We start from the raw sequence: 15,644 nt of genomic DNA, 5'->3' as shown, positions 1-15,644 counted from the left end.
GGGCGATGATTTCCTATATATTATCTGCCCATTCTTCCATGTAAATTGCCCGAGGGAGCCCAGCCCCCACGGAGCCAAGTATACCTAAATCCGGTTCGATAACCCTTAACACGATCAATATCTGATTGTTTGGCCATCACAATATGACAAATACCTTCTCTGTTTGGTTGCTGGCGGCGCGTTTGCGAACACTGCCCCTGGCGTGCTCCTCCATTTTGCTGGGCTCGGGGCTCGCAGCCAGTCGGGGGGCCTTCGACGGCGCCATCATGGGCCTCTCCCTGCTGACCGCCATACTGCTGCAGATCCTCTCCAATCTGGCCAATGACTATGGTGATGCGGTCTCCGGGGCCGACAACGGCGAGCGGATCGGGCCCCAGCGTGCCGTTGTGTCCGGTCTCATCACCCGCCACCAGATGTGCATTGCCATGGGATTGACCGCGCTGGCGGCCGTGGTGAGTGGCCTCTCCCTGCTGGTCTGCGCCTTCGGGGAGCAGTGGCAGCAGATCCTGACGTTCATCCTGCTGGGGGGGGCGGCCATAGTCGCGGCCATCACCTACACGGTGGGCAAGACCCCTTACGGCTATCGCGGTTTCGGGGACATCTCGGTATTCCTGTTCTTCGGCCTGCTGGGGGTGCTCGGCTCCTACTACCTGTTCACCCATACCCTGCAGTGGGATCTGCTGCTGCCCGCCACCGCCTGCGGCCTGCTGGCCACCGCCGTGCTCAACATCAACAATGTGCGGGACATAGAGAGCGATGCCGCCAGCGGCAAGATCACCCTGGCGGTGCGGCTCGGCCGCAACCGCGCCATCGCCTACCACTGGGTGCTGCTGGGGGCGGCGCTGCTGGCCACCATCGCCTTCCTGCTGACCCAGCCCGCGAGCATCTGGCCCTGGATCTTCCTGCCCGCCATCAAGCCTCTCACCGATGCCGCCCGCACCCTGCGCGAGAGCTTCGACGGCGAGGTATTGACCGGCGCCCTCAAGAAGACCGCCATCAGCGCCTTCCTGTTCAGCCTGCTGCTCGCCATCGGGCTGGCACTCTCCTGAGCACTGTGCGCCATGGACTGACGCTGCTTGTAGTGCGCCAGACGAAGAAGGGCCCCGTTGAAGGGGCCCTTTCTGTTGGTGTGCCTTGCCGTTTTCTTCAAGCATTTCAGCGCTTTTCCCTCCTGCTCCAGGCCTGATGGCCGTGATCCGGCTGGCAATATTGAGAAATTCTCGGAACGGGTCGCCGACTTGTGACGGGCCTCGATTGTGGCACGGCGTCGATTGCTATAGAGATGTAAGCGTATGGGGTTTCATATGTAAAAAACCAATGGCAGGGACAGGCTTATGGACAGCTTAGGGAAACATCTTGGATGGGGGCTTCTGGCACTGCTGGGCGCCAGCTCCCTCGGTTACATCGCCCTCAACAGGGGCGAGCAGATCAACGCGCTCTGGATAGTAGTCGCGGCTGTGTGCGTTTATCTTATTGCCTACCGCTACTACGGGCTCTTCATCGCCAAGCGGGTGCTGGCGGTCGACAGCAGCCGCATGACGCCGGCGGTGCGGCACAACGACGGTCTGGACTATGTGCCGACCGACAAGAAGGTGCTGTTTGGCCACCACTTCGCCGCCATCGCCGGCGCCGGTCCCCTGGTGGGTCCCGTGCTGGCGGCCCAGATGGGCTATCTGCCCGGCATGCTCTGGCTGCTGGCCGGGGTGGTGCTGGCGGGGGCGGTGCAGGACTTCATGGTGCTGTTCGTCTCCACCCGTCGCGATGGTCGCTCCCTCGGCGAGCTGATCAAGTCGGAGATGGGCCCGGTCGCCGGGGTCATCGCCCTGGTCGCCACCTTCATGATCATGGTGATCATACTGGCGGTGCTGGCGATGATAGTGGTCAAGGCGCTCACCCACAGCCCCTGGGGCACCTACACAGTGGCCTTCACCATACCCCTTGCCATCTTCATGGGGATCTACACCCGTTACCTGAGGCCGGGGCGCATCGGTGAGGTTTCCATCATAGGTCTGGTGTGCCTCATCTTCGCCATCGTCTCCGGTGGCTGGGTGGCCGAGAGCGAGACCTGGGCCCCCTACTTCGACTTCGACGGGGTGCAGTTGACCTGGATGCTGGTGGGCTACGGCTTCGTCGCCTCTGTGCTGCCGGTCTGGCTGCTGCTGGCGCCGCGGGACTACCTCTCCACCTTCCTCAAGATAGGCACCATCATAGGCCTGGCCATCGGCATACTGGTGACCCAGCCGACCCTGCAGATGCCGGCGCTGACCCAGTTCGTGGACGGGACAGGCCCGGTCTGGGCCGGGGATCTGTTCCCCTTCCTGTTCATCACCATCGCCTGCGGCGCCGTCTCCGGCTTCCATGCGCTCATCTCTTCCGGCACCACCCCCAAGATGCTGGCCAACGAGAACCAGGCCTGCTTCATCGGCTACGGCGGCATGTTGATGGAGTCCTTCGTCGCCATCATGGCCCTGGTCTCCGCCTGCGTCATCGATCCGGGCGTCTACTTCGCCATGAACAGCCCCATGGCGGTGCTGGTACCGGCGGGCACCGCCGATGTGGTGGTCTCCGCCGCCGCCGTGGTGAGCAGCTGGGGCTTCCAGATCACCCCGGAGACCCTGACCCGCATCGCCAGCGAGGTGGGTGAGCAGAGCATCATCTCCCGTGCCGGCGGCGCCCCGACCCTGGCGGTCGGCATGGCCTACATACTGCACGGTGCCCTCGGCGGCCTGATGAACGTCGCCTTCTGGTATCACTTCGCCATCCTGTTCGAGGCGCTCTTCATCCTCACCGCCGTGGATGCCGGCACCCGGGCGGCGCGCTTCATGCTGCAGGATCTGATGGGGGTCATCTCCCCCTCCCTGAAACGCACCGACTCCCTGCCGGCCAACCTGCTCGCAACTGCCTTGTGCGTGCTGGCCTGGGGTTACTTCCTGCATCAGGGGGTGGTGGACCCGCTCGGCGGCATCAACACCCTGTGGCCGCTGTTCGGCATCGCCAACCAGATGCTGGCGGGCATGGCGCTGATGTTGTGCGCCGTGGTGCTGTTCAAGATGAAGCGTCAGGCCTATGCCTGGGTGGCCCTGCTGCCCACCAGCTGGCTGCTCATCTGCACCCTGTCTGCGGGTTGGGAGAAGACCTTCAGCGACAATCCCAAGCTCGGCTTCCTGGCCATCGCCAACAAGTTCCAGGCGATGATCGACAGCGGCGCCATACCGGCCCAGTACACCGAGTCACAGCTGGCCCAGCTGGTGTTCAACAACCGCCTCGATGCGGGGCTGACCATCTTCTTCATGGGGGTGGTGGTGGTACTCGCCGGCTTCTCCCTGAAGACGGCCCTCAAGGCGCTGAGAAACCCGCAGCCGACCGCCAACGAGACCCCCTATCAGCCGATGCCGGCGCAACAGGGTGCCGCCCGGCCCCAGTCTGATGACGATGGGGATCTGGCTCCCAGCCTCAAGTAAGTCAGCGGGCCGGCACCCCAGGGTGCCGGCTCCTCATCAATGGCACCCAAGGAGCTAGCATGTTTGATACCCTGGCCAAGGCGGGCAAGTATCTGGGGCAGACCGCCAGGCTGATGGTGGGTGTGCCCGATTACGACAACTATGTGCAGCACATGCGGCTGACTCACCCGGAGCAGACCCCCATGAGCCACGACGAGTTCTTTCGCGAACGCCAGGATGCCCGCTACGGCGGCAAGAATGGCGGGCGCTGCTGTTAATAGACCCATCACAGGACTCCCATCATGACGAATGCTGTAGCGGTCACCCTTGATTGAACGGTTTTCTCGGCGCTGGCCGGATATAGCGGACACTGCGACTAGCCCCCTCACCACAGGACTCCCATCATGACGAATGCTGTAGCGGTCACTCTGCTGACCGGTTTTCTCGGCGCCGGCAAGACCACCTTGCTCAACCACTTCCTGCGCCGCCATGGCGATGCCTCCGTGGCCATCCTCGAGAACGAGTTCGGCGCCGCCAATATCGACGGAGCCCTGCTGGAGGGAGGCTCGGGGGTCAGCGTGGTGGAGCTCAGCAACGGCTGCGTCTGCTGCAGCGTGCGGGGTGAATTTCGGGCCGCCCTGAGGGATCTGCTGGCCCGGCGGGCGACGGGGGAGTTGCAGTTCGAGCGGCTGATCGTCGAGACCACCGGGCTCGCCGATCCCGCCCCCATCATCCAGACCTTTTTCGTTGAAGAAGCATTGCGGGATACCCTGCGTCTCGATGCCGTCATCACCCTGGCCGACTGTGAACACATAGGCCGCCAGCTGGATGAGCATCCGGTGGCGGCGGCCCAGCTCGGCTTTGCCGACCGCATCCTGCTTACCAAGACGGATCGGTTGGACGGGGCGACCCGGGAGGCGGCCATAGCGCGAGTCCAGGGCATCAACCCCAGGGCGCAGATCATCGACATAGTGCGGGGGGAGTGTCCGGCCGGACTCTGGCTCGATCTGGATGCCTTCTCCCTGAGCGACGAGCTGAGCCTGAGCCAAGGTATCAAGATAGTGCGTGGGAGCGGTCAGGGCGTCGAGGCGTTTGCGCCCCTCTCGGCCCGGGCCCGCTCCTGGCAGGATGTCATCTCGGCCCACCTGTTCGAGGGGGGCGAGCTGGACTTGAAGAAGATAGGGGCCTTCATGGAGCAGTGCATAGAGCAGCATGGCAACGACATGTTGCGCTACAAGGGAGTGCTGGCCATCGCCGGGGAGCCGCGCCGGCTGATAGTGCAGGGGGTGCACAGGGTGGCAGGGTTCGATTACGGCTCTCCCTGGGGTGACGAGGTGCCCTGCTCGCGGCTGGTGGTGATCGGTCGCTACCTGCCTCTGGAGGCACTGGAAGAGGGGTTCGCCCTGACCCGGCCTGAGGAAAAATGACAGATGCGTGAATCACTGAAAAAGAAAATCATCCAGGTCTGCCACCAGAAGATTGCCCAGAAGGGGGAGGGGGTGGGTGTCTCCTTCTATGCCTTTTTCGCCAACAGGAACGACGATCCCGAGCTGCTGATGGAGGCGGCGACCTGGTGGATCCAGACCCAGAGACTCGACCACTTCGAGAAGGCGCGCAAGATCATCGCGTTGGTCGAGACCATGAAATAGGGCGGGGATGAAACAAGAAGGGCTCCTGATGAGGAGCCCTTCTTGTTTGCAGTGTGTCACCGAATGGCCTTAGCTGGCGGGTGCCACGGCGGTCCGGCGGGAGAAGAAGAGGCAGTCCAGCAGCCAGATGACCAGCATGGAGGCACCCACCAGGGGGAAGCAGATCCCGAGCAGCACCAGCACGGCGATGGCACCACCCATGGGGGGCAACTTGGCGGGCAGGGGCGGGGCGGCGAGCCGGCCCCGGGGACGGCGGCTCCACCAGATCCAGAGCCCGCTCACCGAGCTTGCCAGCACCATCAGGCAGATGATCAGCATGACGAGCTGGTGGGGCCAGCCGTAGAGCTTGCCGGTGTGCAGCATGACGCCGGTTTCCACCGTCTTGGCGACCGGGCCGTAATCCTGCCAGCGCACGTCGGCCAGCACCTTGCCGCTGTATTGATCGATGTGCAGGGTGGCGTCGTTGCGCGGGTCATCGGCGAACAGGGCTATGGTGTAGACACCGGTGTCACCGACCGGCGGCGTGATGCTGTAACCCGGGTGAACCCCGCGCTCAGTGGCGATCTCCACTACCCGTTGCAGGGGGATGCTGTGGCTGGCCATGACCATGCCATCGTGTTCCCCGCCATGGTTCATGGCGCTGTGATCATGGCTTTCCGGCGCCGGCTGCGAGCTCGGCATGGGGGTGTTCTCGACGGCCCAGGGCACAGTCTGTTCATGGGCATGGTTGAGGGTGCGGGCGAGAGGAGCGGATTTCGGCACCTCGTTCCACATGGCGGCCGGGAAACGGTTCCAGACGTTGGCGAACCGATCGCCCCAGAAGCCGGTCCAGGTCATGCCGCTCAAGAGCAGCAGCAGCAGGAAACCCGCCCCCCAGAAGCCGACCACGGCGTGCAGATCCCGCCACCAGAGGCGTCCGCGCTGGTTCATTCTGGGCCAAAGTATGCCCCCTACGCCGGGCCCCTTGCGCGGCCACCACAGGTAGAGTCCGCTGACGAGCAGCACTATGCCCCAGCCGGCGGCCAGCTCGATCAGGCGATCCCCAGTGGTGCCGAGCAGCAGCTCCGCATGCAGGGCGCGGGCCACCGCCTGCAGGTTCCACTTGTTGTCCATGGTACCGAGCAGGGCGCCGCTGGCGGGATCCATGAAGAGGGTCAGCTCGCGATCGTCCTGATTGACGATGATCTGGGCACTCGCGTCACTGGCCACGGGGGGCAGGTATTTGCGCAGGCTGGCATCGGGCATGGCGATCTTCGCCTTGGCCAGCAGTTGATCGGCGCTCAGCGCCTGAGTGGCGGGGGTCACCTTCATCAGCTCGGGGTAGAGCAGGTTGTCGAGCTGGGGTTTGTACAGATACAGGATGCCGGTGAGGGAGAGCAGGATCAGAAAGGGGGCGACGAAGAGACCGGCATAGAAGTGCCAGCGCCAGATCCTTTGGTAATAACTCGCGTCTTGATGCTTCATCTTTGATCCTTGCGCCAAGGCTAAAGGTTTCAGTTGGTGGAATGTTTGAGTGGCGCGGATGATAGCAGCAACGTTTTATTAACTGCAACAGAACATGCGGGCTCCTCCTTCGCTCCGTAGCGTGCCGGATCTGTGTCCTCTGGCGTCAACGCCTGTCAGGGCTGGCCGGGGTGCCATGGACTTTTTGCATATAAATCCTTACCTTGTTGCAACATCAGCGTCGTCGGCGCGGTGAAAAACTCAGGAGGAGGGGGAGGACGTGCACTTGCAACCACACGGCCATTTCGAGATGCAGCGACAGGGGCAGGTGCTGATCTGCCGCCCGAGCGGCCCCTTCAATCTGGCGGGCGCCATGGCCTATGAGGCTGCGTTCAGCCAGCAGATCGCCGGATTGCGCGACGCACCCTGGGGGATTGTCGAGGTGGCGACCGAGTTCGAGGCCGCCGGTCCCGAGGTGCTGGCGCGCTTTCGTCGTCAGTTTGGCTGGTGCGCCGCCAATGGCTGCGCCTTTCTCGCGGTCGTGGTGGTGGGCGGGTTCAAACGCTATCTGGCGGATCAGGTCTTCAGCGATCTGCCGTTCAGGGCCGTGGGTTACTTCGAGCAGGAGGCGGCAGCCATCCACTGGTTGGGGGAACGGCTCGGCGTCCGGCCCGGCAACGTCACACCGGTGAGCTGACCCGTCAGCCCGGGGCCGTCTTGTCTGCCCGTCTCATTCCAGCTTGATAAACCATTTATCCCGCTCGTCGACGCAGTCGGGCTCGCCCATCTCGAATTCGCGGCAGATGAGGGGGCGCACCTCATAGATGCGGCACATCATGGTGTTGCGGTCCAGGGCCGCACACCAGCCATCTTCCAGCCGGCGCATCACGGGGATCTCCCCTTCCCGATCGAGCACATAGCGATCCGGCACGCCTGTGTCGGTAAAGAGCATCACTTCGAGGCGGCAGCAGCAGGCTTCGCAGTTCTGGCAGCTCACGTCGGTTTGGATTGCTTGGGTCATGGTGCCTGTCTTGCCGCATGGCGGCATCGAAATATATGAAACAGGCGCCTGTCAGGCGCCTGTGGTCTGGCTAAGGGCTTGTGAAGAACCTTAGCCCAGTTTGCGGGCGCGGTAGGTGCGCCCCTTGATCTTGCCTTCCTGCAGCCGCTTGAGGGCGGCGCTCGCCACCTGACGCTTGACCGCCACGTAGGAGTACTGCTCGGAGATCTGGATCTTGCCCACATCGGCGCCAGCAATACCGCCTTCGCCGGTCAGGGCCCCCAGGATGTCACCGGCCCGCACCTTGGTCTTGCGGCCCGCATCGATGGAGAGGGTCATCATCTGCGGTGCTATCGGCTTGATGTCGCGGCCAATGGTGTCGAGATCCCCCAGCGGCATCGGCGCCTGCTGGTACTCCTCGATCAGGTTGACGCGCTGGGCTTCGTTCGGCTGATAGAGGCTCAGGGCCAGGCCCTGCTGGCCGGCACGACCGGTACGACCGATGCGGTGCACATGCACTTCAGGGTCATAGGTCAGCTCGTAGTTGATGACGGCGCCCAGCTCCTTGATGTCGAGGCCCCGGGCCGCCACGTCGGTGGCGACCAGTATGGTGGCGCTGCCGTTGGCAAAGCGCACCAGCACCTGATCCCGCTCCCGCTGCTCCAGGTCGCCGTTCAGCGCCAGGGCCGAGAAACCCTTGGCGGCCAGGTGATCGGCCACGTCGTTGCAGGCGCGCTTGGTGTTGCAGAACACCACGCAGGAGCTCGGCTGATAGTGGCTGAGCAGCCAAGTGAGGGCGTCGAGGCGCTGACCGGCCGGCACTTCATACAGCTTCTGTTCGATGGCGCTGCCCTCGTGCAGGGACTCCACGCTCACCTCCACCGGGTTGCGCTGCACGCCACGGCTCATCTGGGCTATCCCCTCCGGATAGGTGGCGGAGAACAGCAGGGTCTGACGGCGCTCGGGCGCATGGCTGATGACCTTGTTGATGTCTTCGCCAAAGCCCATGTCCAGCATGCGATCCGCTTCATCCAGCACCAGCGTCTCGAGGCTGGAGAGCTCCAGGGTACCCTGCTCCAGGTGTTTGAGAATGCGACCCGGGGTGCCGACGGCGATGTGGGCACCGAAGCTCAGGGTGGCGGATTGCGGTGCGGTCGGGGTGCCGCCACACAGGGTCACCAGCTTGACGTTCGGCAGGGCGCGGGCCAGACGACGGATCTCCTGAGCCACCTGATCCGCCAGCTCGCGGGTCGGACAGAGCACCAGGGCCTGTACGTCGACACGGTTGACGTTGAGGCGGGAGAGCAGGCCCAGGGCGAAAGCGGCTGTCTTGCCGCTGCCGGTTTTTGCCTTGGCGATCAGGTCTTTGCCTTCGAGTACCAGGGGCAGGCTCTGGGCCTGGATCGGGGTCATCTGCAGGTAACCCAGGCTGGTGAGGTTCTCTTGCAGGGCGGGGGAGAGATTGAGGCTGCTAAATTCGCTGTTGTTCACAAAAGGACTCTATTTCGGAGAAAACGGGGATGCGCGAGCGCTAAGGCCGCGCATCATACCAGAATGTGGCACCGGATGTGGCGGATTTTTGAACGCTTAAGCCCGTGCAGCCTCAGGGCGGGTTCATCCGTCTCCATGGAGACAGAGAGGTGCAACCGGGGTGGCACCAGGTGGATGTTTGCGGTCGTCCGCTAATTATTTATCAGGGGTAAACGTTTTCCATTCTGGTTGATTAAATATCATGGATGAAATAGGTGCCGTGCATGGGAAGGAATGTTGCGAGAATGATAATGAAATATCCATGGTTGTTGTCTGTGCAATCAGAATATTCCTATGGTTATGTTTTATATGGTTATTTTCTCTTGGTATTGCGCGATTAATATACCGTTAATGGTTAATTAATTTAAAAACGTTTGTATTATCTCGCATACATATTATTGAGCCAGATTGTGATGGCTATCTGATTTTTAAATATACGATTCTTTATGATGGCGCCGGTCAAAAATAACAATTCACTGGGTGCTACTGGTATGGAATACGTTCACTTTGTGCTTGGACTCGTGATGGTCCTCGCTCTCGCGTTGCTGGCAAACCGCCGCAACTGGAAACAGATCAAGCTGCGTTATATCGGCCAGCTGTTGGTGGTGGAACTGGCGTTGGCCTGGTTCATGCTGAACTCCGAAGTGGGCCTGGCGGTCGTGGGTGGCTTCGCCGCCGGCTTCACCAAGCTGATGGAGTTTGCCAAGCAGGGGACCGACTTCGTGTTCGGTGGCCTGGTCAACGAAGGAGCCTTCTCCTTCTTCCTAATGGTGCTGATGCCCATCGTCTTCATCTCTGTGCTGATCGGCATACTGCAGTACATCCGCCTGCTGCCCATCGTCATTCGTGGCATAGGCACAGTGCTGGCCAAGATCAACGGCATGGGCAAGCTGGAGTCCTTCAACGCCATCAGCTCGATGATCGTCGGCCAGTCCGAGAACTTCATCGCGCTCAAGAACACCCTGCCGCACCTGAACGAGAAGCAGATGTACACCCTGGCGGCGACGGCCATGTCCACCGTCTCCATGTCCATCGTCGGTGCCTACATGCAGCTGATCGAACCGCGTTACGTGGTGGCCGCACTGGTGCTCAACATGTTCAGCACCTTCATAGTGCTGTCGCTCATCAACCCGTACGAGCCGGACAATACTGTGACCGACGCCAAGGCGCTGGCCGAGGGTGACGAGCACCATACCCCGAAGAAAGAGAACTTCTTCGAGATGCTGGGGGAGTACATCATGGCCGGTTTCTCCGTTGCCGTGATAGTGGCCGCCATGCTGGTGGGCTTCATCGCCCTGATCGCCCTGGTCAACTACCTGTTCGAGATGGCGTTTGGCGTCAACTTCCAGCACGTCATGGGCTATATCTTCTACCCCATTGCCTGGATCCTCGGCATTCCGGGTGGTGAGGCGCTGCAAGCTGGCTCCATCATGGCGACCAAGCTGGTGACCAACGAGTTCGTGGCCATGATGGATCTGGGCAAGATTGCCGCCGATCTGTCGCCTCGCACCGTCGGCATCCTCTCCATCTTCATGGTGTCGTTCGCCAACTTCAGCTCCATCGGCATCATCGCCGGTGCGGTGAAGGCGCTGAACGAAGAGAAGGGCAACATGGTCTCCCGCTTCGGCCTGAAGCTGGTGTACGGCTCCACCCTGGTGAGCCTGCTCTCCGCCGTGATAGCCGGTGTGATGATCTAGTCATTACCCATACGGCAGTAAAAAAGGGTCCCGAGGGACCCTTTTTGTTTGCCGGAGATTCAGTTTCGTCACAACAGGCCGGGATAAGTCAGGATGTTGCTGGAGACGCCATTCAATTCCGCCTGGAAGTTGGTGTCGCCGATGAGCGCAACCAGCACGTAGGTGTTGCCCAGCCCCAGCGTCAGCAGACTGCCGTTCATGCGCCATATCACGCTGCTGGTCACATCCTGGGTGCTGCCATCCGAATAGTGCCCCGTGGCCGTGAAGGTGATGGTTCTTGCCAGGTTGAGCACATTCAGGTTGCTGGTGGAGCTGACTACCAGGCTGGTCAACACCGCATTGCTGACGGTCACTGACTGGCTGGCGACAAAGCCCTGGACGTTGACGCTGACGGTGGCACTCCCTGGTGCGACCCCGGTAGCCATGCCAGCCGATGTGACGGTGATGATCCCAGGGTCGCTGCTCTGCCAGTTGGCTTGAGCCGTCACATCCAGCGTCGCCAGGTTGCTGAGTGTCGCCGTAGCCTTGAATTGTGCCGTCGTGCCAGCTGCCAGCGAGCTGATGGGTTCAATCATCACGCTGGTGACAACAGCATTGGACACAGTCACGACCAGCGTGGTGCTTTGGCCATCCAGGGTCGCCGTGATGATGGCCGTCCCCGGCAGTACTGCGTTCACCAAGCCTGTGTTGAGGCCAACGGCGGCGACAATCGGATTGTTGCTGGTCCAAGTGACATCTGTCGTGACATCCACGCTGGTGCCATCACTGTAACTGCCAGTGGCGGCGAGCTGGCCGGTCAGACCAGCGGCCAGGGTCAGCGGTGGCACCGTAATGGTGAGGCCATTCGGGTTGAGCACGGCTTGGGTGACGATGACCTGCAGGGTGGCACTTTGGCCGTCCAGGGTGCCGGTGAGGATGGCTGTGCCTGGGGCAACGGCGGTGACCAGACCCGTATGCAGACCAACGGTAGCAATGGCGGTGTCACTGCTGGACCAGCTGACATCTGTGGTGACGTCGAGAGTGCTGCCATCGCTGTAGCTGCCGCTGGCACCTAGCTGTCCTGTCAGGCCGGCGGCCAGGGTCATGGGCGGTACTGTGATGCTGAGCCCACCCAGATTCAGCGTGGCGCTGGTGACAGTGACCTGCAAGGTGGCACTTTGACCGTCGAGGGTACCGGTGAGGATGGCGGTACCCGGAGCAACGGCGGTGACCAGACCAGTATGCAGACCCACGGTGGCAACGGCGCTATTGCTGCTTGACCAACTGACATCAGTGGTGACATCAGTGGTGCTGCCATCGCTGTAGCTGCCACTGGCGGCCAGTTGCCCCGTCAGGCCGGCGGCCAGGGTCATGGGCGGCACCGTGATGGTGAGTCCATTCGGGTTCAGCACTGCCTGGGTGACGGTGACCAGGATGGTCGCACTCTGGCCGTCCAGGGTGCCGGTGATGGTGGCTGTGCCCGGGATGACGGCGGTGACCAGGCCGGTATGCAGACCCACGGTGGCAACAGAAGGGGCATCGCTCACCCAGCTGACATCAGCAGTGACGTTCCGGGTGGTGCCGTCGCTGTAGCTCCCGCTGGCGGTCAACTGACCCATCAGGCCCGCAGCCAGAGTCAATGGCGGCACAGTGATGGTCAGGCTGCCCGTGTTGAGCGTGGCATCGGTAACTGTGACTTGCAGGGTTGCACTCTGACCATCCAGGGTGCCCGTGATGATGGCTATGCCCGGGGCGATGGCGGTAACCAGCCCGCTCTGGCTGACACTCGCAACGGCAGGGTTGTCGCTGCTCCATTGGACGCTGGCGGTGACATCGGTTGTCGTGCCGTCGCTGAAGGTCCCGTTGGCGGCAAGCTGGCCGGTGAGGCCGGCAGCCAGTGTCATGGGCGGTACCGTGATAGTGAGTCCACCGGCATTGAGGGTGGCGTTGGTGACGGTGACCTGAATGGTTGCGCTCTGGCCGTCCAGGATGCCGGTGATGGTGGCGCTGCCGGGGGTGACAGCAGTGACCATACCGGTCAGGCTGACGGTGGCGATGGCGGGATTACTGCTGCTCCACTGGACACTGGTCGTGACGTCCGTGCTGGTACCATCGCTGTAGGCTCCGCTGGCGGTCAGCTGACTGCTCAGTCCCGCAGCCAGGGTCAGGGGAGGTACTGTGATGGTGAGCCCATTCGGTTTGAGAGTGGCATTGGTGACTGTGACCAGCAGCGTGGCGCTTTGGCCATCCAGAGTACCGGTGAGGGTGGCCGTACCTGGGGCAACGGCGGTGACCAGGCCGGTCAGGCTGACGGTGGCGATGCCGGGATCACTGCTGCTCCAGTGAACATCATGAGTGACATTCCGGATGGTGCCGTCGCTGTAGGTGCCGCTGGCGGCAAGCTGCCCTGTCAGGCCGGCGGCCAGGGTCATAGGCGGTACCGTGATGGTGAGCCCTCCCGTTTCCAGGGTGGCATCGGTGACCTCCAGCACGACCGGGTTGCTGACAACATTCTGGAAGCGGGCAGATATGATGGTATTCCCTTCGGTGACGGCCGTCACCTCGCCCTCCAGATCTACTGTGGCGATGCTGATGTTCGAGCTGTCCCAGTCGACCTGGCCGGTAACATCCTGTGATGAGCTGTCACTGAAGGTGGCTATAGCCTGGAATTGCTGCCTGGTCCCTTTGGGGAGCGAGCTGGCTGCGGGGGTGATCTGGATGGCAGTCGTCATGGCATTGGTGACGGTCAGGGTGGCACTGCGGCTGATGGCGCCGTAGGTCGCACTGATGGTGACCTGCCCTACGCGGTTGCCAGTCACCAACCCCTGATTGTTGACGCTCGCGACAGTGGCGTCGCTACTCTTCCATTGCACCAGGCCAGAGACATTCTGGGTGGAGTTGTTCGTGAAGGTGGCGATGGCCTGCAACTGGGTACGGGTGCCAAGGGCTATGGTGCTTGCGGCAGGAATCACTTGCAGGGTCTTGAGAGTCGTATTGGTGATCTGGATGCTGGTGCTGCCCGTGACTCCGAGCACGCTGGCTGAGAGTGTGGTGGACCCTGCGGCGATGCCGCTGACCAGGCCGCTCCCATCGACAGTAGCGACGGCGGTGTTGCTGCTCAGCCAGGCCACTTGAGCAGACACATCCTGTACGCTCTTGTCATTGAAGGTGGCGATGGCAGTCAATCGGGCTTTGGTGCCTATGGCCAGTTGCAGGTTGGCCGGGGTGATCTGGATTTTGCTGACCGTCAGGTTGACCGCAAAGATGCGGGTCTGGCCGGTGACGCCCTGGACAGTCGCACTGACGATGGCATCGCCGAGAGCGAGGGCGCTCAGCCTGCCTTTGGCATCGACTTTCAGCACGGCCGGTTTGTTGCTCTGCCAGGTAGCCTGGGTCGAGACATCCCTGGTCGTGTCATCGGATAAGGTGGCGATGGCTTGCAGTTGCAGTGACAGTCCCTTTGCCAGTCTGGCGGTGGGGGGAATAATGGTGACCTTGGTCGCGATGGCGTCTGTAATGGTCAATTCAGACCTGTTGCTGGTGATCCCCTGATAGCTTGCCGTGATCTTCGTGGCGCTCATCTTGAGGGGGGTGACCAGGCCCTTGTCATCTACGGTAGCGACACTGGTGTCCGAGCTGCTCCAGCTTGCCTGCTCCGTGATGTCGGCCGTGCTGTTGTCACTGTAGGTCGCAATGGCCAGGTATTGGGTGCTGATCCCGAGCGGGGTGCTGGGGTTGGCTTCGGCTCGCGCCTTGTTGCCAGCGGTGTCGGCCGATATGTCGATTCGGGTCAGTGATTTGGTGACGGGCGCCGGATTGGTCGGGTTATCCTCTCCTCCGCCACCTCCCCCGCCGCAACTGAATAAGAAAAGAGTGAAAAACAGTGAAAGAAATACATTCATTGGCTTGCTCATTGATATTCCCCTTCAATCCCTGTGCTTAATATGAAGTGAAGATCATCCCGGTACCCCTGTATGGGAACAGCGAATCCTGCAGCTATGGCCGCCTCAATGTTGAATGGATAAAAGAAACCATTAAAGATGTTGTTATGATTGGTTTTTACTTTTATTGGTCAGGCATACTCAATCTTTGGTAGTTATTTGAAACATCCTTTTAGACATGGGTTAATTAGCACCAGTTAATAGTGATAAAAATATTATTTGTGATGTTTCAATATATCTAGGATAGCGACACTGATAATTCAATTGATACCGATAGAATTAAAAACATGATTCTTTGACGAAATAGATACTAAAAGTTATATCGAAAATGAATCTTATTGGTGGGCTGGCACGGGGAGTGGGTGGGCGCCGTCTGCGGGTCAAACCTGGCGCCAGGTGATGGGGAAAGATACGCTGGCAAGCGGTGAGCCTCTTGTCATCTGTAGCAGGGGCTTCATCATCAGCCAGGTCATGAGCCTTGCCCCTGTTGTGATGACTCAGGTCAGCTTGCCTTTGAGCAGCCATTTGTCGAGGGCATTGGCGAAGCGCTGCTTGTCGGCTGCGTTGAAGGGGGACGGGCCGCCGGTCTGCACCCCGGCCGAGCGCAGCTCTTCCATGAAATTGCGCATGCCGAGCCGGGCCTGGATGGTCTCGCGGGTGTAGATCTCGCCACGGGGATTGAGTGCCTCGCCGCCGGCATCTATCACCCAGGAGGCGAGAGGTATGTCGCCGGTGATCACCAGATCGCCGGGCTGAACCTGCTGGGCAATGACATGATCCGCCACATCGAATCCCTTCTCCACCTGCTGGGTCTTGATGAAGGGGGAGGGGGGGACCCGCAGCCCCTGATTGGCCACTAGCGTGGTGACGACCTGGGCGCGGTGGGCGGCGCGGTAGAGGATCTCCTTGACCGGAATGGGGCAGGCATCGGCATCGACCCAGATGGGCATGGCATGGTTTCCTGT

Annotated in this window: 12 protein-coding genes; 7 read left to right on the top strand and 5 right to left on the bottom strand. The window is 61.4% G+C overall.

Annotated elements, in window-relative coordinates:
• Window positions 1-143: 143 nt before the first annotated feature.
• The 5 genes from WIR04_RS18520 to WIR04_RS18500 all read left to right on the top strand — a co-directional run bounded on the left by WIR04_RS18520 (window position 144) and on the right by WIR04_RS18500 (window position 5,089).
• On the top strand, window positions 144-1,049 hold the full coding sequence (locus tag WIR04_RS18520; RefSeq protein ID WP_338888877.1) for a 1,4-dihydroxy-2-naphthoate polyprenyltransferase: 906 nt from the start codon (window positions 144-146) through the stop codon (window positions 1,047-1,049).
• A 285-nt stretch (window positions 1,050-1,334) separates the two neighbouring features.
• Window positions 1,335-3,461, top strand: a complete 2,127-nt coding sequence (gene cstA / locus WIR04_RS18515) for a pyruvate/proton symporter CstA (protein ID WP_338888875.1) — start codon at window positions 1,335-1,337, stop codon at window positions 3,459-3,461.
• Between the two features lie 59 nt (window positions 3,462-3,520).
• Window positions 3,521-3,718, top strand: coding sequence for a YbdD/YjiX family protein (locus tag WIR04_RS18510; protein ID WP_025325546.1), 198 nt, complete (start codon window positions 3,521-3,523; stop codon window positions 3,716-3,718).
• A 126-nt stretch (window positions 3,719-3,844) separates the two neighbouring features.
• On the top strand, window positions 3,845-4,867 hold the full coding sequence (locus tag WIR04_RS18505) for a CobW family GTP-binding protein (protein WP_338888873.1): 1,023 nt from the start codon (window positions 3,845-3,847) through the stop codon (window positions 4,865-4,867).
• A 3-nt stretch (window positions 4,868-4,870) separates the two neighbouring features.
• A complete protein-coding gene (locus tag WIR04_RS18500) occupies window positions 4,871-5,089 on the top strand; it encodes a DUF6500 family protein (RefSeq protein ID WP_338888872.1) in 219 nt (72 codons plus the stop codon).
• A 69-nt stretch (window positions 5,090-5,158) separates the two neighbouring features.
• Here WIR04_RS18500 and WIR04_RS18495 read toward each other — a convergent pair whose 3' ends face one another.
• Window positions 5,159-6,553, bottom strand: coding sequence for a PepSY domain-containing protein (locus tag WIR04_RS18495; protein ID WP_338888871.1), 1,395 nt, complete (start codon window positions 6,551-6,553; stop codon window positions 5,159-5,161).
• A 259-nt stretch (window positions 6,554-6,812) separates the two neighbouring features.
• Between WIR04_RS18495 and WIR04_RS18490 the strand changes: the two genes are divergently transcribed.
• Entirely contained in the window at window positions 6,813-7,229 is a 417-nt protein-coding gene (locus WIR04_RS18490) for a hypothetical protein (protein ID WP_338888870.1), read from the top strand.
• Between the two features lie 33 nt (window positions 7,230-7,262).
• Here the strand turns inward: WIR04_RS18490 and WIR04_RS18485 are convergent, their stop codons facing one another.
• The gene (locus WIR04_RS18485; protein ID WP_041206500.1) at window positions 7,263-7,553 is read right to left on the bottom strand and encodes a YkgJ family cysteine cluster protein; all 291 of its coding nucleotides are present in this window, start codon (window positions 7,551-7,553) and stop codon (window positions 7,263-7,265) included.
• 90 nt (window positions 7,554-7,643) lie between these two features.
• Entirely contained in the window at window positions 7,644-9,023 is a 1,380-nt protein-coding gene (dbpA, locus tag WIR04_RS18480) for an ATP-dependent RNA helicase DbpA (RefSeq protein WP_338888868.1), read from the bottom strand.
• Window positions 9,024-9,553: 530 nt separating this feature from the next.
• Here dbpA and WIR04_RS18475 point away from each other — a divergent pair.
• Window positions 9,554-10,759, top strand: a complete 1,206-nt coding sequence (locus tag WIR04_RS18475; protein ID WP_025325553.1) for a NupC/NupG family nucleoside CNT transporter — start codon at window positions 9,554-9,556, stop codon at window positions 10,757-10,759.
• A gap of 68 nt (window positions 10,760-10,827) precedes the next feature.
• Here WIR04_RS18475 and WIR04_RS18470 read toward each other — a convergent pair whose 3' ends face one another.
• Both WIR04_RS18470 and WIR04_RS18465 read right to left on the bottom strand, forming a co-directional pair.
• Window positions 10,828-14,640: a beta strand repeat-containing protein gene (locus WIR04_RS18470; RefSeq protein ID WP_338888865.1), complete on the bottom strand. Its 3,813-nt coding sequence runs from the start codon at window positions 14,638-14,640 to the stop codon at window positions 10,828-10,830.
• 536 nt (window positions 14,641-15,176) lie between these two features.
• Window positions 15,177-15,629: a YaiI/YqxD family protein gene (locus WIR04_RS18465; protein WP_025325555.1), complete on the bottom strand. Its 453-nt coding sequence runs from the start codon at window positions 15,627-15,629 to the stop codon at window positions 15,177-15,179.
• Between the last annotated feature and the right edge of the window lie 15 nt (window positions 15,630-15,644).

The sequence above is a fragment of the Aeromonas rivipollensis genome, from assembly GCF_037811135.1.
Lineage (GTDB): Bacteria > Pseudomonadota > Gammaproteobacteria > Enterobacterales > Aeromonadaceae > Aeromonas > Aeromonas rivipollensis.
Note: the sequence above shows the minus strand (reverse complement) of the source record. Positions and strands in the feature narration are given on the sequence as shown.